At 67.7% G+C, this 19,262-nt stretch carries 25 protein-coding genes and 1 tRNA gene; 10 read left to right on the top strand and 16 right to left on the bottom strand.

What is annotated here, in order from left to right:
• The first annotated feature begins 87 nt into the window (after window positions 1-87).
• The 3 genes from htpX (at window position 88) to ED92_RS03165 (ending at window position 3,567) form a co-directional block, all read left to right on the top strand.
• Window positions 88-954 carry a zinc metalloprotease HtpX gene (gene htpX, locus ED92_RS03175; RefSeq protein ID WP_037332815.1) on the top strand — a complete coding sequence of 289 codons (867 nt, stop codon included), beginning with the start codon at window positions 88-90 and terminating at the stop codon, window positions 952-954.
• A 222-nt stretch (window positions 955-1,176) separates the two neighbouring features.
• Entirely contained in the window at window positions 1,177-2,247 is a 1,071-nt protein-coding gene (locus tag ED92_RS03170; protein WP_037332813.1) for an LLM class flavin-dependent oxidoreductase, read from the top strand.
• Window positions 2,248-2,250: 3 nt separating this feature from the next.
• A complete protein-coding gene (locus ED92_RS03165; RefSeq protein WP_037332811.1) occupies window positions 2,251-3,567 on the top strand; it encodes an NtaA/DmoA family FMN-dependent monooxygenase in 1,317 nt (438 codons plus the stop codon).
• Here ED92_RS03165 and rfbA read toward each other — a convergent pair.
• Both rfbA and ED92_RS03155 read right to left on the bottom strand, forming a co-directional pair.
• Window positions 3,557-4,438, bottom strand: coding sequence for a glucose-1-phosphate thymidylyltransferase RfbA (gene rfbA / locus ED92_RS03160; protein WP_037332809.1), 882 nt, complete (start codon window positions 4,436-4,438; stop codon window positions 3,557-3,559). The genes ED92_RS03165 and rfbA overlap by 11 nt on opposite strands.
• Before the next feature lie 53 nt (window positions 4,439-4,491).
• Window positions 4,492-5,640, bottom strand: a complete 1,149-nt coding sequence (locus ED92_RS03155) for a sialidase family protein (RefSeq protein WP_037332807.1) — start codon at window positions 5,638-5,640, stop codon at window positions 4,492-4,494.
• Window positions 5,641-5,824: 184 nt separating this feature from the next.
• On the opposite strand from ED92_RS03155, the gene ED92_RS03150 reads away from it, so the two are divergent.
• Entirely contained in the window at window positions 5,825-6,499 is a 675-nt protein-coding gene (locus ED92_RS03150; protein ID WP_037332804.1) for a hypothetical protein, read from the top strand.
• A 49-nt stretch (window positions 6,500-6,548) separates the two neighbouring features.
• Here the strand turns inward: ED92_RS03150 and ED92_RS03145 are convergent, their stop codons facing one another.
• The gene (locus ED92_RS03145) at window positions 6,549-7,040 is read right to left on the bottom strand and encodes a YajQ family cyclic di-GMP-binding protein (RefSeq protein ID WP_016331028.1); all 492 of its coding nucleotides are present in this window, start codon (window positions 7,038-7,040) and stop codon (window positions 6,549-6,551) included.
• A gap of 119 nt (window positions 7,041-7,159) precedes the next feature.
• Between ED92_RS03145 and ED92_RS03140 the strand changes: the two genes are divergently transcribed.
• From ED92_RS03140 to ED92_RS03130, 3 genes are all read left to right on the top strand, one after another.
• A tRNA-Tyr gene (locus tag ED92_RS03140) sits at window positions 7,160-7,241 on the top strand.
• A 94-nt stretch (window positions 7,242-7,335) separates the two neighbouring features.
• Window positions 7,336-7,908, top strand: coding sequence for a TetR/AcrR family transcriptional regulator (locus tag ED92_RS03135; RefSeq protein WP_235213183.1), 573 nt, complete (start codon window positions 7,336-7,338; stop codon window positions 7,906-7,908).
• Complete coding sequence (locus ED92_RS03130) at window positions 7,905-9,305, top strand: MFS transporter (RefSeq protein WP_037332800.1); 1,401 nt, start codon at window positions 7,905-7,907, stop codon at window positions 9,303-9,305. Before ED92_RS03135 ends, ED92_RS03130 begins: the two co-directional genes overlap by 4 nt.
• A 33-nt stretch (window positions 9,306-9,338) precedes the next feature.
• Here ED92_RS03130 and ED92_RS43260 read toward each other — a convergent pair whose 3' ends face one another.
• The 6 genes from ED92_RS43260 to ED92_RS03100 all read right to left on the bottom strand — a co-directional run bounded on the left by ED92_RS43260 (window position 9,339) and on the right by ED92_RS03100 (window position 13,198).
• A complete protein-coding gene (locus tag ED92_RS43260; RefSeq protein WP_052120227.1) occupies window positions 9,339-9,566 on the bottom strand; it encodes a hypothetical protein in 228 nt (75 codons plus the stop codon).
• 161 nt (window positions 9,567-9,727) lie between these two features.
• The gene (locus ED92_RS03120; protein ID WP_037332797.1) at window positions 9,728-10,099 is read right to left on the bottom strand and encodes a hypothetical protein; all 372 of its coding nucleotides are present in this window, start codon (window positions 10,097-10,099) and stop codon (window positions 9,728-9,730) included.
• 99 nt (window positions 10,100-10,198) lie between these two features.
• Window positions 10,199-10,768: a dihydrofolate reductase family protein gene (locus ED92_RS03115; protein ID WP_037332794.1), complete on the bottom strand. Its 570-nt coding sequence runs from the start codon at window positions 10,766-10,768 to the stop codon at window positions 10,199-10,201.
• A gap of 96 nt (window positions 10,769-10,864) precedes the next feature.
• Entirely contained in the window at window positions 10,865-11,287 is a 423-nt protein-coding gene (locus ED92_RS03110) for a PPOX class F420-dependent oxidoreductase (protein ID WP_037332791.1), read from the bottom strand.
• 17 nt (window positions 11,288-11,304) lie between these two features.
• Complete coding sequence (locus ED92_RS41245; RefSeq protein ID WP_052120225.1) at window positions 11,305-12,519, bottom strand: DUF4241 domain-containing protein; 1,215 nt, start codon at window positions 12,517-12,519, stop codon at window positions 11,305-11,307.
• 40 nt (window positions 12,520-12,559) lie between these two features.
• The gene (locus ED92_RS03100; protein ID WP_037332789.1) at window positions 12,560-13,198 is read right to left on the bottom strand and encodes a TetR/AcrR family transcriptional regulator; all 639 of its coding nucleotides are present in this window, start codon (window positions 13,196-13,198) and stop codon (window positions 12,560-12,562) included.
• Window positions 13,199-13,294: 96 nt separating this feature from the next.
• Here ED92_RS03100 and ED92_RS42705 point away from each other — a divergent pair, with 96 nt between their 5' ends.
• Entirely contained in the window at window positions 13,295-13,438 is a 144-nt protein-coding gene (locus ED92_RS42705; RefSeq protein ID WP_158633258.1) for a hypothetical protein, read from the top strand.
• A 47-nt stretch (window positions 13,439-13,485) separates the two neighbouring features.
• On the top strand, window positions 13,486-13,866 hold the full coding sequence (locus ED92_RS03095) for a VOC family protein (RefSeq protein WP_037332786.1): 381 nt from the start codon (window positions 13,486-13,488) through the stop codon (window positions 13,864-13,866).
• A 60-nt stretch (window positions 13,867-13,926) separates the two neighbouring features.
• On the opposite strand, the gene ED92_RS03090 is transcribed toward ED92_RS03095, so the two are convergent.
• From ED92_RS03090 to ED92_RS03075, 4 genes are read right to left on the bottom strand one after another with little or no spacing between them, the layout of a single operon-like run.
• On the bottom strand, window positions 13,927-14,316 hold the full coding sequence (locus tag ED92_RS03090) for a VOC family protein (RefSeq protein ID WP_037332784.1): 390 nt from the start codon (window positions 14,314-14,316) through the stop codon (window positions 13,927-13,929).
• Window positions 14,313-14,603, bottom strand: coding sequence for a helix-turn-helix transcriptional regulator (locus ED92_RS03085; RefSeq protein WP_037332783.1), 291 nt, complete (start codon window positions 14,601-14,603; stop codon window positions 14,313-14,315). Before ED92_RS03085 ends, ED92_RS03090 begins: the two co-directional genes overlap by 4 nt.
• A gap of 43 nt (window positions 14,604-14,646) precedes the next feature.
• Complete coding sequence (locus ED92_RS03080; RefSeq protein WP_037332781.1) at window positions 14,647-15,291, bottom strand: response regulator transcription factor; 645 nt, start codon at window positions 15,289-15,291, stop codon at window positions 14,647-14,649.
• Entirely contained in the window at window positions 15,282-16,415 is a 1,134-nt protein-coding gene (locus ED92_RS03075; RefSeq protein ID WP_037335894.1) for a sensor histidine kinase, read from the bottom strand. The genes ED92_RS03080 and ED92_RS03075 overlap by 10 nt, the downstream gene beginning before the upstream one ends.
• Window positions 16,416-16,568: 153 nt before the next feature.
• Here ED92_RS03075 and ED92_RS03070 point away from each other — a divergent pair, with 153 nt between their 5' ends.
• A complete protein-coding gene (locus ED92_RS03070) occupies window positions 16,569-17,219 on the top strand; it encodes a DedA family protein (RefSeq protein WP_037332779.1) in 651 nt (216 codons plus the stop codon).
• 44 nt (window positions 17,220-17,263) lie between these two features.
• Here the strand turns inward: ED92_RS03070 and ED92_RS03065 are convergent, their stop codons facing one another.
• From ED92_RS03065 to ED92_RS41735, 3 genes are read right to left on the bottom strand one after another with little or no spacing between them, the layout of a single operon-like run.
• A complete protein-coding gene (locus ED92_RS03065; RefSeq protein WP_037332776.1) occupies window positions 17,264-18,424 on the bottom strand; it encodes an alkaline phosphatase PhoX in 1,161 nt (386 codons plus the stop codon).
• Window positions 18,421-18,924, bottom strand: coding sequence for a helix-turn-helix transcriptional regulator (locus tag ED92_RS41740; protein ID WP_081975685.1), 504 nt, complete (start codon window positions 18,922-18,924; stop codon window positions 18,421-18,423). The genes ED92_RS03065 and ED92_RS41740 overlap by 4 nt, the downstream gene beginning before the upstream one ends.
• A complete protein-coding gene (locus ED92_RS41735; protein ID WP_081975684.1) occupies window positions 18,921-19,121 on the bottom strand; it encodes a hypothetical protein in 201 nt (66 codons plus the stop codon). The genes ED92_RS41740 and ED92_RS41735 overlap by 4 nt, the downstream gene beginning before the upstream one ends.
• Window positions 19,122-19,262 lie beyond the last annotated feature (141 nt).

Raw genomic sequence — 19,262 nt, 5'->3', positions numbered from 1 at the left:
CCGAGCACGCGAAGGAACTTCGCGTCCCCCGATCGCGTTGTTTCCGATGAGTAACCCCCACCCTGAGAAAGAAAGGAGCAGGACGCCGTGCACAAGCACCAGAACGGACTGAAGACCGTCGTCCTGCTCGGCCTGCTGTCCGCGCTGATCGTCGGGATCAGCGGTTTCTTCGGGCGGGGCGCGCTGGTCATCGGCCTGGTGGTGGCGCTCGGCGTCAACGCGTACGCCTACTTCAACTCCGACAAGCTGGCGCTGCGGGCCATGCGCGCGCGGCCGGTGTCCGAGGCCGAGCAGCCGGCGATGTACCGGATCGTGCGGGAGCTGGCGACCACGGCGCGGCAACCGATGCCCCGGCTCTACATCAGCCCCACCGTCGCCCCGAACGCCTTCGCCACCGGCCGCAGCCCACGGCACGCGGCGGTGTGCTGCACCACCGGCATCCTCGGCCTGCTCGACGAACGCGAACTGCGGGCGGTACTCGGGCACGAACTGTCCCATGTCTACAACCGCGACATCCTGATCTCGTGCGTCGCGGGCGCGCTGGCGAGCGTGATCAGCGTGATCGCCAACATCGCGATGTTCACCAGCGTCTTCGGCGGCGGGGATCGGGAGGACGGCGACAGTCCGCTGGTCGGGCTGCTGCTGGTGCTGATCGGGCCGATCGCGGCCGCCGTCGTGAAACTCGGGGTGAGCCGCTCGCGGGAGTTCCAGGCCGACGCGTCGGGCGCGGAACTCACCGGTGACCCGCTCGGGCTGGCGTCCGCCCTGCGGAAACTCGATCAGGGAACACGCGCGGCGCCGCTCGTGCCGGAGCCGAAGCTGGTCTCGCAGTCGCACCTGATGATCGCGAACCCGTTCCGTCCGGGCGAAGGCCTCTCCAAGCTCTTCTCGACCCATCCGCCCATGGCCGAACGCATCCGGCGCCTGGAAGACATGGCCCGCCACCCCCACTGACCTCCCGGATCGCGTTTAGCCCGCGAAACGCAGGTGGGCCCCCGGATCGCGTTTCGCGGGCTAAACGCGATCCGCTCCCGCCCGCGCCCCGACCTGCGTTTCGCGGGCTAAACGCGACGCGGCCCCTCCAGATCGCGATTAGCCCGCGAAACGCAGGTCGGGCCGGGGATCTCACCCCGTGGGAGCGGGAATCGAGGGCCGGGTGCGCGAGTTCCCCGGGGCATGGGTTCCGCACAGCAGTTGCACCTCGGGGTCGCGCTCGACGGGGCCGGGCAGCATCCGGCCGCCTGGCGGGTCTCCGACGTCCGCCCGTCCGCGTTGTTCACCGCCGCCCACTACCTCGCCCACGCGAAGCTCGCCGAAGCGGCTTCGCTCGACTTCGTCACCCTCGACGACACGCTCGCGCTCCAACCCGGAGGCGAGGAAGTCGTCCGAGGCAGGCTCGACGCACTCCTCACCTTCGCCGCGATCGCCCCCGTGACCAGCGGAATCGGCCTCGTCCCCACAGTCACCACCACGCACACCGAGCCGTTCCACATCTCGACGGCCGTCGCTTCGCTCGACTTCGCGAGCCGCGGCCGCGCAGGCGTCCTCGCGGTGCCTTCGCGCACCGAGGCCGAGGTCGCGCACTTCGGCAGGCGCACCCTGCCGTCCGAGGTGGACGCCGAAGCGGAGAACGCCGAGGTCGTCGACGTCATCGCCCGCCTCTGGGACAGCTGGGAGGACGGCGCGATCATCCGCGACGAGCCGACCGGCCGCTTCATCGACCGCGAGAAGCTGCACTACGTCGACTTCGAAGGCCGCTTCTTCAGCATCAAGGGACCTTCGATCACACCGCGCCCGCCGCAGGGCCACCCCGTCGTCGCGGTGTACGGCGACTCGCCGTACGCGCACGGCGCCGACGTCGTCCTGGTCGACGAGATCCGCGGCGCCCGCGAGCGCTTCTCGGACGCGAAACTCCTCGCCGGCCTGTCGATCGTGCTCGCCGAGACCGAGCAGGCGGCCATCGACCGCCGCCGGGCACTGGAGGCCTACGCGCCCTTCCCGCCCGGCCCGAGCTTCACCGGCACTCCCGCCGACCTCGCCACCGAGCTGCCCCGCCTCGCGGCGTCCAACAGCCTCGACGGTTTTCACCTCAGGCCCGCGGTCCTGCCCGACGACCTGGCGCTCTTCACCGCCGAGACCGTGCCCGCGCTCCAGGCCGCGGGCGCGTTCCGGCAGGCCTACACCGGCGCCACCCTGCGCGACCATCTCGGCCTCGGGGTCGCCGCCAACCAGTACGCGGAGGCGTGACAAATGCCCAAACAGGTCAAACTCGCCGCGCACTTCCCCGGCGTCAACAACACCACCGTGTGGAGTGACCCGCGTTCGGGTAGCCAAATCGACTTTTCGTCCTTCGAACATCTCGCTCGCACGGCCGAGCGGGGCAAGTTCGACTTCCTGTTCCTCGCCGAGGGTCTGCGCCTGCGCGAACACGCGGGCAAGATCCTCGATTCGGACGTCGTCGGGCGGCCGAACACCACCACCGTGCTGGCGGCGCTCTCCGCGGTCACCACCCGGCTCGGTCTCGCGGGCACGCTGTCGTCCACCTTCAACGAGCCGTACGAGGTCGCGCGGCAGGTCGCGAGCATCGACCACCTCTCCGGCGGCCGCGCCGCGTGGAACGTCGTGACCTCGCCGGACGCGTGGACGGGCCAGAACTTCCGCCGCGGCGGCTTCCTGAAACGCGAGGACCGCTACCGCCGCGCCGAGGAGTTCCTCGCCACCGTGCGCGAACTCTGGGACAGCTGGGCGCCCGACGCGGTGGTGGGGGACAAGGAGAACGGCGTCTTCGCCCGCGGCATCGAGCGATTTGTCCACAATGGACCGCAGTTCGACATCCGCGGCGAGTTCACCGTCCCGAGGACCCCGCAAGGCCAGCCGATCGTCATCCAGGCAGGGGATTCCGACGAGGGCAGGGAGTTCGCCGCCAAGACCGCCGACGTCATCTTCAGCCGACACGGTTCACTCGAGAGCGGCAAGGAGTTCTTCGCCGACGTCAAGCGACGGCTGCCCGCCTACGGCCGCGAGCCCGGCGAGCTGCTGATCATGCCCGCCGCCACCTTCGTCCTCGGCGACACCGAGGAGGACGCGCACGAGCAGGCCCGCGAGATCCGCTATCAGCAGGTGCGGCCGGCGACCGCGATCCAGTTCCTCGAACAGGTTTGGAGCCGCGACCTCTCCGCCTACGACGCCGACGGCCCGCTCCCCGAGATCGACCCGGACCCCGACGCCGAGCCGCTGACCTGGGGCCGGGTCCGGCACGAGAAGGATCCGCTGGCCGTGGCCGCGAAATGGCGGGCGATCGCGGAGGAGAAGAAGCTCTCCATCCGCGAACTGGTCATCGAGGTGACCGCGCGCCAGCAGTTCGTCGGCACCGCCCGGCAGATCGCGGAATCGATCGACGAGTACGTCCAGAGCGACGCCGCCGACGGCTTCGTGCTGGTGCCGCATCTGACCCCGGGCGGGCTGGACGCGTTCGTCGACGAAGTCGTCCCGCACCTTCAGGAACGGGGTGTCTTCCGGACCGATTACACCGGCGACACCCTGCGGGAACACCTGTTCAGCCGGTAGCACCCTGGGTGCGCGCGACGTTCATCAGATATTCGCCGTAACCGGACTTCGCCAGCTTCGCCCCGAGCGCGAAGCACTGCTCCGCGTCGATGAAGCCCATGCGCAGCGCGACTTCTTCGAGACAGGCGATCCGGACACCCGTCCGGTGCTCGAGGACCTGCACGAACTGGCCCGCCTCCAGCAGCGAGTCGTGCGTTCCGGTGTCGAGCCAGGCGAACCCGCGGCCGAGGTCGATCAGGGTCGCGCGGTCCTGCCGCAGGTAGGTGAGGTTGACGTCCGTGATCTCCAGCTCGCCGCGCGGGGAGGGCTTGAGGTCACGGGCGATCTCGACGACCTGGTTGTCGTAGAAGTACAGGCCGGTGATGGCCTTGTTCGACTTCGGCTTCTCGGGCTTCTCCTCGATGGAGAGGAGCTTGCCGTCGGCGTCGATCTCGCCGACGCCGTACCGCTGCGGGTCCTTGACCGGGTAGCCGAACAGCACGCAGCCGTCGAGCGCGGTCGCCGCGGCCTGCAGCCTGCTGGAGAACCCCTGGCCGTAGAAGATGTTGTCACCGAGCACGAGCGCGACGTCGTCGTCGCCGACGAAGTCCGCGCCGATGACGAACGCCTCGGCCAGCCCGTTCGGGGCGGCCTGCTCGGCGTAGCTGAAACTGAGCCCGAACTGGCTGCCGTCACCGAGCAGGCGCCGGAAATGCGGCAGGTCGACGGGGGTCGAGATGATCAGGATCTCGCGGATCCCGGCGAACATCAGCACCGAGATCGGGTAGTAGATCATCGGTTTGTCGTAGACCGGTAGCAGCTGTTTCGAGATCGCCTGGGTGATGGGATGCAGACGCGTCCCACTGCCCCCGGCCAGCACGATGCCCTTCATGCGATGCCCCCGCTTCGTAGCCGATCGCTCGGGACCTCACACTACCGGGTGGCTCAGAACGCCGGGCCCTTCGCGAAATACGCCTTGCAGCCGAGGTTGTACTCGGTGGAGATCTGCAACACGTTCTTGCCGCCGTCGACCGGCAGCAGCGTCGAGCTGTAGTTGGGGCAGAAGTTGTTGTGGATCCCGACGACATGCACCGGCGCGGGCAGTTCGTACCAGTGCCCGGCGCCGAAGTTGTCGTTGGCCAGCAGGACCTGGCCGTTCTTGGCCTGCGGGACCCCGGCGGCGTTGGTGTAGATCTGCCCGACCATCACCAGCCGCACCCCGTTCGGCCCGCCGGGGAACAGCGTGATCGTCTGCGCGTGCTGGAAGTAGTTGCCGCTGGCGGTGGTGACACGGGTGCCGGGGTCGAGGGGATCGCCCCAGTTGGCGCCGTCGGGGGAGATCTTGAAGTACGGGTCGCAGTAGCGGTCGCGGTAGTTGCAGATCTCGTAGGCCAGGTAGTACCGGCCGTCGGGGAGGCGGCGGATGATCGGCATCCCGGGCCGCACTCGATGCGGCGGGATGGCCATCGTGCGCTGCTTGGTGCCCCAGTTCACCCCGTCGGTGGAAGCGACCCGGTTCATCACCTGCGCGAACTGCGGCGCCTCGGTCTCGTCGGCGTAGTGCAGCCAGAGCGTGCCGCCCGCGTCGACGACGAACTCCGGCTCCCAGATGCCGTCGTGGTTGTGCGAGCGCGCGGCCTCGGACAGGAAGGCCCACGAACGGCCGGCGTCGCGGCTGTACCAGATCCTGATGCCGATCCGCCGCTGCGGACCGGCGTCCTGCCGGTAACTCGCTGCCCACAGCAGGGTGCCGGCGCGCAGCCTGCCGACCCGCTGCGGCAGTTCGTACAGCGTTCCGCAGCACATGCCGCGGCGGCCGTCGCGGTCGCGGACCTCGCCGATCTTGTGGAAGGTCTGGCCCTCGTCGGTGCTCTCCATGATCGGCGTGAATTTGCCGCTCGCGTCTTCGCTGGTCAGCGACGCGAGGATGCGGCCACGGCCGATCGGGGAATGCTCAAGGCGAATCAGCCGCGGGTACGAGCCGTAGCCGGGCACGAGCTGCTGGCGCTCCGCGGCCTGCGCGGACGTGAACAGAGACGCGATCACCGTGAGTGACAGCGCGAAGGCGAGTGCGGAGCTGAAACGGCGTCTCATCGTGACCTTCCTCGAACGCGATCGCCGGATTACAACACGGGCTTTTGTCCCTTTCGGACTCTCGCGAAGGCGTTGCGGCGGAAACCCACGTCCGAGTGGCCTGAATCGCTCGGGCGAGTGATCCGGTAACGCTGGGCTATCGGGCGGCGAAGATCGGATGACGGGTTCGACTAGGGGGAAACACGTGATCAGGCGCTTGTGCGCGGCCGCGAGTGCCGTGCTGCTGACCGCGGGCCTGATGGCCTGCTCGCCGCCGGCTCTGGGCCGAGTCGTCCCGCACGCGGCCGCCCCGGAAGGGCTGCGCGCGCCATCGACGACCCCCACGCCGACCACCACCCCGAAGCCCGGCCCGCAGCCGGAGGAGAAGCATTCGGGGAAGGGTAATGCGTCGGTCCCCATGTCCTGGCCGTCGCGCATCGGCTTCGTGACCTTCGAGTGCCCGAAGTGTTCCGGGCACGTCGCGGTCAACACCGAGAACGAGCTGATCGTCAACGACGTCGGCCCGTACAAGGGCACGCAGTGGATCAACGACATGCCCGGCCGTCAGGCGAAGACGTTCACCGTCAAGGCCAACGCCGCCTGGACGCTGACCGTCACCGACGAAAGCGGCCTGCCCGTACTCACGCCGGGCAAGCCCCTGTCCGGTAAGAGCGAAGCGGTCTTCGCCGCGCCTGATGGCGTCTCGGCTGTCGCCATCACGACCAAGAACAGCGGTCGCACGGCGGTGTGGGTGCACAGCGGCGACTACTCGGAGCTCCCCGTGAACCAGCTCGGCGACTACAAGGGCAGCGTTCCCGTGTCCGGACCGGCCTTCGTGTCGGTGGAAGGCGACGGGACCTGGACGGTCACCGCGTCGTAGACATGACGAAGGCCACCTTCCGCCGAAGGTGGCCTCGTCGTCGCCGTGCTCAGCGGTAGTTCGTGAACTGCAGCGCGATCTCGAAGTCCTTGCCCTTCAGCAAGGCGATCACGTCCTGCAGCTGGTCCTTCTTCTTACCGGACACCCGCAGCTGGTCGCCCTGGATCTGCGCCTGGACGCCCTTGGGGCCTTCGTCGCGGATGAACTTGGCGATCTGCTTCGCCTTGTCCGACGCGATCCCCTGCAGGATCTTGCCGCCGATCTTGTAGATCTTGCCGGACAACGCCGGCTCGCCCGCTTCGAAGGCCTTCAGGGAGATGCCGCGTTTGATCAGCTTCTCCTTGAACACCTCGACCGCCGCCAGCGCCCGCTCCTCGGTCTCGGACTCGATCGCGATCGCCTCCTCACCGGACCAGTCGATCTTGGTCCCGGTACCCCGGAAGTCGAACCGTGTACCGAGTTCCTTGCTGGCCTGGTTCAGGGCGTTGTCCACCTCCTGGCGATCGACCTTGCTCACCACGTCGAAAGAGGGATCCGCCACGTGTTCTCACACCTCGTACTCGCTTGTCAGGAGCTTCCACCCTAGCCCTGCGGAACCCGGTTGACCGGCCCGCCACGGCATTGGGTATTCTTTCGTCTCGGCCGGGGACACCCGGCCACGGCGAGTTGCCCGAGCGGCCAAAGGGATCTGACTGTAAATCAGACGGCACTGCCTTCGGGGGTTCGAATCCCTCACTCGCCACACCAGAGCGGCCCCGTGACCCAGTCACGGGGCCGCTCTGTTTTGTTGCGCAGGACACCTTTAGTTAGTGGTTAGTAACCAGTAACTTAGAGGCATGGCTGGACGGATGAGCGGACCCGAACGACGTGCCCAGGTGCTGGCCATCGCCGCGAGCGAGTTCGCGGAACACGGGCTGCACGGGGCGTCGACGGAAGCGATCGCGAAGACGGCGGGGATCACGCAGGCGTACGTCTTCCGGATGTTCGGGACGAAGAAGGCCCTGTTCCTGGAGCTGGTCCAGGCCGCGTTCGAACGGCTCAGCGACGCGATGCGGGACGCGGGCGACGGGAAGACCGGCCTGGACGCGCTCTCGGCGATGGGTGCGCAGTACTACGACCTGCTGGCCGATCGGACCGGGTTGTTGTTGCAGCTTCAGGGCTTCGCCGCGTGTGGCGACCCGGAGGTAAGGGACGCGGTGCGGTCCTGTTTCGCGCGGATGTGGGGCACGGCCGAGGACGGCACCGGGCTCGACCCGGTGACCGTGAAGACGTTCCTCGCCTTCGGGATGTTGCTCAACACCGGCGCCGCGATGGACGTCGAGCAGGTCGGCGACGCCTGGGCCGAAGGCGTCCGCACGCGGATCCAGCCCGGGCTGTTCACCCACATCACCACCGAGACGAACCGATGAGTGTCCCCGTCCGGCACGACGGGCGGCTGAGCCCGGCGCTGGTGTGCACGGCGTTGGCGGGCGCGGTGATCGGCAGCGTCGGGGCACCCCTGATCACTCCGGTCGCCACGGGCATGCACGTCTCGCTGGACGCCGCACAGTGGACGTTGACGGTGACGCTGTTCAGCGGCGCGATCGCGGGCCCGGTACTGGGCAGGCTCGGCAGCGGCCCGTACCGCCGCGCCACGATCCTGGGCACCCTGGCCCTGGTCATGACGGGTGGGTTGCTGACGGTGCTCCCGCTCCCGTACGCGGCGCTGTTGATCGGACGCGGCATGCAAGGGCTCGGGGTCGCGGCCGGGGCGCTGCTGATGAGCGTCGCCCGCGCCCACCTGCCGCCTGAGCGCGCGACATCGACGATCGCCGCCCTTTCGGTCGCGTCGACGGTCGGCATCGGCGTCGGCTATCCGGTGGTCAGCCTTCTCGACCAGCTCGCGGGACTACGTGTCGCGTACGGCTTCGGCTTCCTCCTTTCCGCTGCCGCGTTCGTCATCGCCTGGCGGTTCCTGCCCGCCGAAGCACCCGGCGATCTTCCTCGGATCGACGTTCCCGGCACGCTGCTACTCGCCCTCGGCACGCTCGGGATCCTCCTGGTCATCGCCGAGCCCTCGATCTGGACGACCGCGTGGCTGGGCATCGGTGTTCTCGCCGGGTCCGTCGCGGTCCTGGTCGTGTGGGCGTTCATCGAACTGCGCACGACGGCGCCGCTGGTGAACCTCCGGTTGCTCGCCCAAGGCGGCATCCTTCGCGCGAACCTGGCGATTCTCGTGGCCGGTGCGGGTTTGTACCTGCTGTTCAGCTTGTTCACCCGTTACGTGCAGACGCCATCCGGCGCCCATTACGGTTTCGCGCTTCCTGGAGTCGCCGCCGGTGCGGCGCTGATCCCGTTCTCACTGCTCGGATTCGTTGCGGGAAAAGCGATCCCGCGGCTCATCGCACGCCTCACCGAACGGTGGACGTACGCGTTCGCGGTCCTGATCGCCGTGGCGAGCGCCCTGCTGTTCGCCGCCGGCAACCGGTCGTTTCTTCTCGTCCTCGTCGCGATCGCCCTGCTCGGTTTCGCCGTCGGAGGTGTCTTCGCGGTGATGCCCAAACTCGTTCTGGCCGGTGTGCCCCAAGGGGAAACGGCCAGCGTGCTCTCGATCAACCAGATCGCCCGCAGCATCGGGATGGCCGTGGGCAGTGCTCTCGCCGGTCTCCTGCTCGCCGCCGCCACCCCGGACGGCACGCTGCTCCCTTCCCGGTCCGGCTACCTCACGACGGCGCTGTGGGCGCTGCCCCTGCTCGCCGTCAGCGCGGCCATCATCCTCACGAACCGCGCTCCCAGACCGACACCTGCTTCGTGCTCTCGGCAGTGAACTCCGAGCGGTCCCAGTCCGCCCAACGGTGCTTCAGTCGCATCCCGGCGATACGTCGAAACCGACATAGCCCGGCTCCATCGCGAACGGGCCGCGCCGCCACCCGGCTTGCGCGCGATCCGTGCCGCCATCGCCCGGCTCAGTTCGATACCGCTCACCGGCACGCCACGCGCGGCCAGGGATCCGTCCGGTTCCGACGGCGAACTCGAGCACCGGGCCGTCGGCCAGGTCTTCGAGGACGTCCACCGCGGGTGTCACCACGTCGGGCGGTTCGCTCCGCCCGGCTCGTCGTAGTCAGTGGCCACGCTCTCGGGGTACCAGCCGTCCGAAGGGTCGTCTCCTGTGCCCGTCTCACCGATCACGGTCGCCGGCGCTACGCGCGGGACCGTGCGCTCCTCACCCTGTTTTCTCACGGGGGCCGCTCACCGGCCGCGTCCCCGCCTTTGCGGCCATGCGGGACGCGTGTTCGGTTCGGCCAGGTCTTCGAGGTAGGTGTACTCACTGAAGTCGTCGTCCGTCGTCGGCGCTCGTCGCGCGCGCCGGGGTTCGGCGGGCGGAGGCTCCGACTCGAGCTCCGCGGCGACCTCGGCCAGCAACGGCCACAGCTTCTCCTGGGCTCTGGGGGCGAACAGCGCCTGTGCGAGCGGGTGCTCGCAATTCCCGGTAGCGGCCTCCTCCCAAGTGAACTTGCCTTCCCGGACGCAGGTCGCCGCCCGGGCCAGCCGCGGTGGGACCTGAGGCCGTTCCGACGCGCGACGGAACACCTCGGCCGTGAACTTCGACGCGTCGGCCATGCGCGCCACCTCCGTCGTTCTCCCGTCGCCGAACCGGAGCCCGACCCTACCGAGCGGCGGGTGAGCAGGGAATTCCCGCCGCGCGACCCGGTGAAGCCGTCAGTTCGACGCCGCGCGGTAGCGCAGCAGCACGATTCCCGAAGCGAACGACCTCTCCTCCACCAGCCGAAGCTTCGGGACACCGGTGGCGCCCTCGAACAGTCGACGGCCTTCACCGACCACGACGGGGTAGACGAACAACCGGTACTCGTCGACGAGCCCCTCGGCGATGAGCGATCGCACCAGCGAGACGCTGCCGGTGGTCACGATGTCCTTGCCTTCGGTGGACTTCAGATTCTCGATCTCCGAGCGCAGCTCGCCGGAGAGCACAGTGGTGTTCTCCCACTCCGGCTCCGTGAGCGTGCTCGAGACGACGTACTTGTTCACGGTGTCGAGGTAAGCGGAAATGCCTGTCGTGTCTTCGGTTTGGTGCGGCCAATACCCGCGCATGTCTTCGAAGGTGACGCGTCCGAGCAGGAACGCGTCGGCATTCTCACGTTGTTCCCGGAGCGTGGCCAGAACGTCGGACTGGTCCACGTCCGGATCGGTGTCGCCCGGGCTGAACCAGTCGCCCGCCAGTTCGATCACGCCGTCGATCGTGCAGTTCTCGGTGACGATCAGCTCCCGCATGGATTCGAAGGTACCGCCACCCACCGACAAGAATGGACCGATGACCGAGCCGCCCGCCCATCACGAGATCGGCGGCGTCCTGAAGGACATGCTCGTCTACGTGTCGCCGTGAACCGCTCGCCTCGACGGATACCAAGCCTCGCCCGCGGGTTCGCCCGCCATGTTCCAGCTCCACGAAACCTTCGGCGTCACGCGCGAGTAGATGCCGGGGCCGACGATTCCCATCCGTTCGATCGGGTCGGCGGCCTCTCCGTAGATCCGGACACCGCGCGCGATGAACGGGTCGAGTGAGACGAGGTCGTCGACGAGCAAGGCGACTTTACGTTGTCCCGCTTGGATATTGCGGAACTTCCTGGTCGCCAGGACCGATGCGCCCGTGCCGCCCACCCAGAAATCCGTTCCGTCGAATTCGAACGCCAAGGGGACGACGTCGGGCTGTTCACCGTCCTCCGACAGGGTCGCGAAGCGGGCCAACGGTTGCGAGCGCAGGTACGCGATCTCTTCTCCGGTGAAGGTCATGGCGCCATGATCCCCGCTCAGGCCGTGAGAATCCGGGCACGGTTCAGGATCAGCATGTCGGTGACGAAGCAGACCGGTGTGCCGTCGGCCGCCCGGCCGATCCAGGTCGGATAACTGCCGTCTCCCCAGCCGGTGGTGAACGCGATGATGTTGCCGTCGGCACCGTCCGGCGTGACGTCGATATGCGGGTCCACCTCCTCGAATTTCTCCAGCAGCTCGTCGTCTATCTCCTCGGGAAGGGCGTCGGCGTCGGTGAAGCAGCCAGTGCCGCTGTCCACGCCATAGCCGTAGAACTCCCCGTCACCGAGGAAAAGCGCGTTCTGCCCGGGCCACAGCGCCGCTTCCCAGGTGGCGACGGGGACGTCGGCGACGACGAGTTTCGCGGCCACGACCCGTTCGTGGGACGGCTCGTCGACGAACCGGATCACCGAGATCACCACCCGGTACTCGCCGGGAGGCACGGTGACCGTGAAGTGCGCGGCGTCCGAATCCAGGAAGGCCGGATCCGCCGCGACGAGCCTGCCGCTGGTCATGCGGAGCTTCCCGGCGTCCCGAAGGCCGATCTCGACGACGCCGTGGCCACCGCTCAGGGAGAAACGCGTACCCGCCGTGAACATTTCGTCGATACCGAAGGGGCGCAAGGGAACGGAGGGCCGCCAAGGGCGCTCCTCGACCGGAACCGGTGGATCGGTGACCGGGGCGTCCGGCGTCCGCAGGGTCAGCTCCTTCGAATTCGTGAAGGGTTCCCAGTCGCCGAAGGCGGGCTTCGGCATCCTCAGCTCGGACAACGCCTTTCGCACGCGGCCGCTGCTGGAACCGCCGCCGTAGCCACGAGGGGCCTTGTGCATCCAGCCGTCGCCGTCGGGGCCGAAGGACAGCTCGACACGGCCGGCGTTCTGCTCGTCGAATTCCTCCTGGTCATCGAAATGGTAGGTCCATTGGTCGACCTTCACGAGGAACAGCGAGCCGTCTTCGAGCACGCGGAACTCGAACAACCCACGGCGCCTGCTCCGCTCGTCGAAGTGCGCGGAGCGGGCGAAGTGGTGCTTCCAAGCGACTTCGACCAGTACCAACGGAACTCCCGAGTCGGGACGCACCAGCGCGACGGCGTACTGCTCCCCGGCGGCGTCGCGTTCCCGCGCGATGCCGGGGGAGAACCTTCCGATCAGCGCGCGGGCGGCCGGGTCCCAGCCTTCGCAGTAGACGACGTCGAGCAAGGTCCCCTCAGACATGGAGCGAAACCTAGCGGTAACCCCCGACAAAACCCAGGGGCTATTCGCGGATCGCGTAGTCGCCGAAAGCGGGCTCCAGCAGCTCGAAAGCCCGCTTGGTCGCCTTCGTCAGCGCTTCGGCGATCTCGTCGTTGCTCTCGCCGGCATGGGACCGCCGGAGGACCTCGCGAAAGAGGACGCGGTCGATCGCGTTGAGCTCGGCTGCGGCCATGACCGGGGTGACGTCGTCCGCGTCGGCTCCGGTCTCGGTCGCGAGCAGTTCGGCGAGCGCGGCTTCGCGCAGTTCGTGCAGCTCACGCAGCCGCGCGGTCAGGGTCGGGCTCTCCAGCACCATTTTCGCGAAGACCGGCCCGGTGAAACCGATCACGGGAGAGTGCTCCGCCACCGCGTCCAGGAAGGTGCGCCGTAGCGCGGCCAGCGCCGACTCACCCGGCTTCCGGTCGCGGACGGCGTTCGCCAGCCCGTTCGTGAACTCCTCGTGCTGGTCGAGCGCCAGGTCTTCCTTGCGCGCGAAGTAGTTGGTGACGGTCTTCTTCGCGACTCTCGCCGCGGCGGCGATCTCGGCGATCGTCGTCTCCTCGAACCCCTTCTCGATGAAGAGAAGCGTCGCCTGGTCGGAGATCAGCTGCCGTGTCTCCTGCTTTTTGAGCTCCCGAAGGCCCACATCCGCGCTGGTCATGAGCGAAGTTTACCACCGTCGTAAAAATATCCTTGACTTCTGGTAGGTCGGATGTAAACTTACGTCCGTACTACCGACCACGAGAGAAGAGGCTCCTTGACCGCTCGAATCCCCCAAGGCAACGAAGGCACCAACCGCGCCCAGGCCCGCCGGAACGACCGCCGTCATCAGCAGCCGTTCCCCGGCCGCTCGATGCCGGTGCGCCGTTCGATCGGCGTCCCGCGCCGCCGGTCGTACTGACCGCTCAGCTCATCCGAAAACTCAACGCCGACCGAAGGGGATAGCCCATGAACGTCCTTGCCTCCACCATCTCGTTGACCGTCGACGACGTCACCGCGTCCAGCCGTTTCTTCACCGAGCACTTCGGCTTCACCGAGCAGATGGCCGCGGAGGGTTTCGTCTCCCTCGGGCACGAAACCGCGAAGGTGAGCATCGTCCTGCTTCAGGCGGGGATCGAGGTCTTGCCGGAGAACCTGCGGCAGCAGCGCGCGTCCGGCGTGATCGTGGCCTTCACGGTCGAGAACCTCGAGGCCGAGGAGAAGCGCCTGCGCGACGAAGGTGTCGAGATCACGTTGCCGCTGCGGGAAGAGCCGTGGGGAGAGCGTCTCTTCATGGTCACCGACCCGAACGGCGTGCCCGTGGAGCTCGTGGAGTGGGTGCAGCAGTAGGGAAACGTCAAAGCGGGGCTTGGTCCACAGTGGGCCGAGCCCCGCTTTGTCTCGCCGGGTCTACTTCATCGTGGCGAGCTGGATCAGGTTGCCGCAGGTGTCGTCGAAGACGGCGGTGACCACGGGGCCCATGTCCACGGCGTCCTGGGTGAACTCGACGCCGAGCCCCTTGAGGCGCTCGACCTCGGCGTACACGTCGTCGACGGCGAACTGGGTGAACGGGATGCCGTCGTCGGCCAGCGCCTTCTTGAACGGCTTCGCCGCGGGGTGCCCGTCCGGTTCCAGTAGTAGTTCGACGCCGTCGGGGTTGGCCGGGGAGACCACGGTGAGCCAGCGGGCGTCCCCGGCGGGTACGTCGTTTTTCTTGATGAACCCCAGTTTTTCGGTGTAGAAGTCGAGGGCCTTCGCCTGGTCGTCGACGAAGACGCTGGTGATGTTGATCCGGATCACGGGTTCGGTTCCTCTCGGTCGATGGGCCACCGCTCGACGATCGACCGCAGTGGACTCGTGTCGATGTGGTGGAACTTGTAGCGGCCCTGTCGCCGGGTGCGCACCAGGCCCGCCTGTTCGAGCATCGCGAGATGCTGCGAGATGGCCTGTCGTGACGAGGACAAGCCATGCTTCATGGTCAGCCTGCCGCAGATCTCGAACAGGGTCTGACCGTCCTTTTCGGTCAGCTCGTCCAGGATGGTGCGTCGCGTCGCGTCGCCGATCGCCTTGAACAGGTCGCCGTCCACGACTCAGTTATAGGCAAGTCGTCACTTGCCTGTCAACTCGGGGTCAGGACCCGAGGTAGCGCAGGATGGCCAGGACGCGACGGCTGTAGCCGGCGGTGCTGGCCAGTTCGAGCTTGTCGAAGAGGGCGTTCACGTGCTTTTCGACAGCGCTCAGCGAGATGAACAACGACTCGGCGATTCCGGGATTCGTGTGCCCCTGCGCCATTTTCTCCAGCACTTCACGTTCGCGGACGGTCAGTTTCGCGAGCGGATCGGTGTGCGTGGTCCGTGCGAGCAGCCGTCGCACCACCTCCGGATCGAACGCGGCGCCGCCCGCGGCCACCCGTTCGAGCGCGTCCAGGAATTCGCCCACCTGGGCGACCCTGTCCTTCAGGAGATAGCCGACGCGTTCACCGTCGCCGGTGATCAGCTCGGCCGCATAGCGCTTCTCGACGTACTGAGAGAGCACCAGCACCCCGATCTCCGGCCAGCGTTTCCGGATCTCGAGCGCCGCGCGAAGGCCTTCGTCGGTGTGGGTCGGCGGCATCCGGACGTCGGTGACGATCACGTCCGGCCGGTAGGCGGCCGTCGCCGAGAGGAGCGCATCGCCGTCGCCGACCGACGCCACGACCTCGTGTCCTTCTTCGACCAGCAGCCGGACCAGCCCTTCGCGCAGGAGGGTCGAGTCCTCCGCGAGGATCACTCGCACGGCAGCACCGCGGTCACCACGGTCGGGCCGCCGAGCGGACTGTCCACTGTGAACCGTCCGTCCGCCGCCGCGACGCGCATCGCGAGGCCGGAAAGCCCGCCGCCCGACTTCCTCGCCCCGCCCGTGCCGTCATCGGTGATCCGTACCCGCACCCTGCCCCCGTCCCGCTCCACTTCGATGTCGATCCGCGTCGCCGCGGCGTGCTTGATCGTATTGGTGACCGCCTCGGAAGCGACGAAGTAGACGACGGTCTCGATGGCCGCCGGTGGCCGTTCCGGCAGGTCGACCCACAGGTGGACCGGGATGCCCGAGCGTTCCGCCAGCGCCTCCAGCGCGGGATGCAGTCCGTCCGAATCCAGTGCGATCGGATACACCCGCCACGAGACCTCTCGCAGGTCCACCAGGGCGCGCTGGGATTCCTCGTGCGCTTGCCGGAGCAGATCCGCCGCGTGTTCCGGGTCGGTCGCGCGACGCGCCCGGCCGAGCAGCATTCCGAGCGCGACGAGCCGCTGCTGGACGCCGTCGTGCAGGTCCCGTTCGATCCGGCGACGCTCACCGTTGACCGCCTCGACCACTTCCGCCCGGCTGGTAGTGAGTTCGGAGAGCCGCCGGCGCAACTGTTCGCTTCTGCTGGGACCGAAAAAGCGCTTCGCCAGCCTGGCGTCCAGCGTCGCGGCTCCGATAAGTCCTTGCAAGGCAAGGAAAACGAGCAACCCGCCGAAGAGGACCGTGGTAACCGGGTCGTACCAGTCGGCCGGTGCTCCTCCTCCGGGCGACTGACCCTCGAAGAGCTGAGCTGCGATGATCACCCCGGATCCGGCGCCCAGCAGGATCAGGACGAAGATCGCGGCGCAGAGCAGCCCGATGACGCATCGCGGGATGAGATAGGCCATCGCACGGTGTTCGGTGTAGTTCGTGGCGTTCTCTTCGCCGAAGTACTTCTCCAGCCGCCGCCGTTCCACTTCGGACAGCACACGCGCACCGGCCAGGACGGGCTGCCGCAGCGCGGGAACTGTGAGCGCGAGGCCGCCGAAGAGCACATAGAAGAACTCCGCGACCGCGGTCATGGCGCCGATCGCCAGACCGAGTGTGCCGCGGAGTGCTCTGCGCAGGTAGCGGCGCATCGACGGCGGAATGGGCATAACGCGAGGTTAGCGGGGTAGTCGGAGATCGGTACTGCGGTTTACCGCAGTGATTCGTGCCGCTTCACCCCAGTGTGCGGAACCCGGGCGATTCGTACGTTCGTTGACATCCGCAGACGACCACGAAAGGCCGCCATGAACCTCCTCCTCGCCCAAACCGCCAGTGAACCGATGGGAGGACTCGCCGGCTGGGCGGTGTCACTGATGGACGCGCTGGGCGGTCCGGGAGCGGCGATCATCGTCGGCCTGGACAACCTCTTCCCGCCGATCCCCAGCGAACTGGTGCTCCCGCTGGCCGGGTTCTCCGCCAGTCAGGGCACGTTCACGCTGATGGAGGCACTGGTGTGGACGACGTTCGGCTCGGTCGCGGGCGCGATCATCGTGTACTACCTCGGCCTGCTGCTGGGCCGAGACCGAACACGGCGCTGGATGGCGAAGATCCCGCTGGTCAAGGCGTCCGACTTCGACAAGACCGAAGCCTGGTTCCGGAAACACGGCACCAAGGCGGTGTTCTTCGGCAGGATGGTGCCGATCTTCCGCAGTCTCATCTCCCTGCCCGCCGGAATCGAACGCATGCCGTTCTGGCGGTTCCTGGCCCTGACCACGCTGGGCAGCCTGATCTGGAACACGGTGTTCGTCCTGGCGGGTTACGCCCTCGGGGAGAGCTGGCATCTGGTCGAGGAATACGCCGGGTTCTTCCAGTACTTCGTGATCGCCGCCGTCACGATCGCCCTGACCCTCTTCGTGGTGAACCGGCTGCGGGAGAAGAACCGCACCAACGCCTGAGCCGTGCGGGGGCGCCGGGCCGTCGACGCCCCCGCACGCCGGTTTCAGGAACGGAAGGGGCCGGTCACCTCGTAGGTGATCCCGCCCGAGGACGAACCGGAGGTACCGCGTTGCGAGGAGAAGTACAGCCGGTTCCCCGCCGGAGTGAACGCGGGGCCGCAGATCTCCGACGAGCTCTGGCCGTTGATCCGCAGGAAGGGGGCCACGATGTCGTTCGGGGTGATGATGCAGATCTCCATGTTGCCGCCGTCTTCGGCGACGTAGAGGTCACCCGACGAGGTCCCGGTGACGTTGTCGACACCCGTCAGCGGGGCCGAGCCAGGGCTGACCAGCGAGTCGTCGTAGGCCAGCTCGTAGGTGCTGTTCGTCAGGTTGAGCTGCCAGACGCGGTTGTCGCCCTTGGTGGTGAACCACGCGGTGTCGTTGGCGTAGTGCAGTCCTTCGCCGCCGTTGAACCGCTTCGCACCGGACACCTGGTTACGGGTGGCGGTGGGGGAGCCGTCGGGGTCGGGGACGTTCGCCCAGGTGAAGCTGCCCGAGGTCGCCGTGCCGGCCTTGAGCACCTGCAACGTCCCGGCGGAGAGATCGCCCCAGGTCGTCGGCACGAAGCGGTAGAAGCAGCCGTCGGAGGTGTCTTCGGTCAGGTAGACGACCTTGCGCACCGGGTCGGCCGCCGCGGCCTCGTGCTTGAACTTCCCCATCGCGGGCCGCTGGACCGCGGCCGTGGCCGGACCGTTCGGCTGGCATTCGTAGACGAACCCGAGGTCGATCTCCTCGCAGGAAAGCCAGGTGTTCCAAGGAGTCTTGCCGCCCGCGCAGTTCTGGCGGGTGTTCGCCAGGATGCGGTGGGCGCCGGTGATGTTCCCGCTCGCGTCGAACTTGACCGCGCTCGCGCCCCCGCCGGGGGTGATCTCCGAGTTCGACACGTAGATCCAGCCGCTGCCGTCGGCGAACACCGCGCCGCCGTCCGGGGCGCTGTGCCAGGTGTACCCGGTGCTCGCGACCTTCTGGCCGGACCTGGCGATGACACGGCTGGTGAATCCCGCCGGCAGCTGGATCCCGTTCGCGTCGGCGGCCTGGAGCGCGCCGTACGGGCTGGGTCCGTTCTGGGCGGGCGCGGCGAGAGCCGCTCCCGAGAGCCTGTTTCCGAACGCCGTGACACCGGCGCCGACCACGGCCGCGCGCAGGAAATTCCGTCGCTTCACTCGTGCCTCCGAGACATCCGCTGATGTGGTGGTGCGGGATGGAGCGGGTCGGAGAGTACGGGCGGAACGGGACATCCAGGTGAATTCGCGGCGTATTCACCGCGAGGAGGGAACTTTCGTAGGGAACCTTCGTGCAGCACTATTTCTTTCGCTTTGCGTAGGCCCGGTGCTTCGGAGCCACCGCGCTGCGCGGCGATTTCCAGTGCGACGAGTATCCGGTCGAGCGGTGCGCATCCGCCATTGCGGTGGTGGCGACGTCCGATCAGGTGACGCCAGTCGGCGAGATACTCGTCGACCCCGCGCTCGTCGGGGACCGTCCGGAGCAGGGCGCGCAACAGGACTCGCATCTGGTTTTCGTTGCTCGGCAAGGTATTCCGGGCCAACAGGTCGGCCAAGGTGCTGCGGGACCAGCCGGTCGCGGCGGCCAGTGCGCGGATGCTGAGGCCGCTTCGGTCACGGAGTTCGCGCAGCCGCGCCATGAACTCCGTTTCCGTGTTCATCGGGGTGCCTTGGCGGGCGCGGGGCGACGGAGAACGGCGCCGAACAGGGTGATGGCGATCCCCGCGGCGATAGTGGCGCTGGTGCCGGTGAAGGTCAGCGCCGCGGTGAATCCGGTGAGAATGCTCAGACAGACGATCTGACCGGCCGAAACGCACCTGCGCCTCGGCCGCAACGGGGGAAGAATTCCTTGACTCATGACCTTGCCCTCTCAAGGATCACGCACCCCGGCTGGGTGGCACGCAATGTACGTTATCAAAACGTGATAGGGAGTTTAAGGCGAGTCAATGTCCGGGTTCGTCCGGATCTCGGCAAGCCGAAAGCCCCGAACCCACGAGGG

The organism is Amycolatopsis sp. MJM2582 (genome assembly GCF_000754115.1).
GTDB lineage: Bacteria > Actinomycetota > Actinomycetes > Mycobacteriales > Pseudonocardiaceae > Amycolatopsis > Amycolatopsis japonica.
The sequence above is the reverse complement of the archived record's forward strand: the minus strand, read 5'-3'. Positions and strand labels throughout refer to the sequence as shown.

Bases quoted from the DNA above. Each gene is read 5' to 3' on its own strand.
- ED92_RS03170 (WP_037332813.1), top strand. From the start codon at position 1,177: ATGGGTTCCGCACAGCAGTTGCACCTCGGGGTCGCGCTCGACGGGGCC.
- ED92_RS03165 (WP_037332811.1), top strand. From the start codon at position 2,251: ATGCCCAAACAGGTCAAACTCGCCGCGCACTTCCCCGGCGTCAACAAC.
- rfbA (WP_037332809.1), bottom strand. From the start codon at position 4,438: ATGAAGGGCATCGTGCTGGCCGGGGGCAGTGGGACGCGTCTGCATCCC.
- ED92_RS03155 (WP_037332807.1), bottom strand. From the start codon at position 5,640: ATGAGACGCCGTTTCAGCTCCGCACTCGCCTTCGCGCTGTCACTCACG.
- ED92_RS03135 (WP_235213183.1), top strand. From the start codon at position 7,336: ATGGCTGGACGGATGAGCGGACCCGAACGACGTGCCCAGGTGCTGGCC.
- ED92_RS03130 (WP_037332800.1), top strand. From the start codon at position 7,905: ATGAGTGTCCCCGTCCGGCACGACGGGCGGCTGAGCCCGGCGCTGGTG.
- ED92_RS03120 (WP_037332797.1), bottom strand. From the start codon at position 10,099: ATGGCCGACGCGTCGAAGTTCACGGCCGAGGTGTTCCGTCGCGCGTCG.
- ED92_RS03115 (WP_037332794.1), bottom strand. From the start codon at position 10,768: ATGCGGGAGCTGATCGTCACCGAGAACTGCACGATCGACGGCGTGATC.
- ED92_RS03110 (WP_037332791.1), bottom strand. From the start codon at position 11,287: ATGACCTTCACCGGAGAAGAGATCGCGTACCTGCGCTCGCAACCGTTG.
- ED92_RS41245 (WP_052120225.1), bottom strand. From the start codon at position 12,519: ATGTCTGAGGGGACCTTGCTCGACGTCGTCTACTGCGAAGGCTGGGAC.
- ED92_RS03100 (WP_037332789.1), bottom strand. From the start codon at position 13,198: ATGACCAGCGCGGATGTGGGCCTTCGGGAGCTCAAAAAGCAGGAGACA.
- ED92_RS03095 (WP_037332786.1), top strand. From the start codon at position 13,486: ATGAACGTCCTTGCCTCCACCATCTCGTTGACCGTCGACGACGTCACC.
- ED92_RS03075 (WP_037335894.1), bottom strand. From the start codon at position 16,415: ATGCGCCGCTACCTGCGCAGAGCACTCCGCGGCACACTCGGTCTGGCG.
- ED92_RS03070 (WP_037332779.1), top strand. From the start codon at position 16,569: ATGAACCTCCTCCTCGCCCAAACCGCCAGTGAACCGATGGGAGGACTC.
- ED92_RS41740 (WP_081975685.1), bottom strand. From the start codon at position 18,924: ATGAACACGGAAACGGAGTTCATGGCGCGGCTGCGCGAACTCCGTGAC.
- ED92_RS41735 (WP_081975684.1), bottom strand. From the start codon at position 19,121: ATGAGTCAAGGAATTCTTCCCCCGTTGCGGCCGAGGCGCAGGTGCGTT.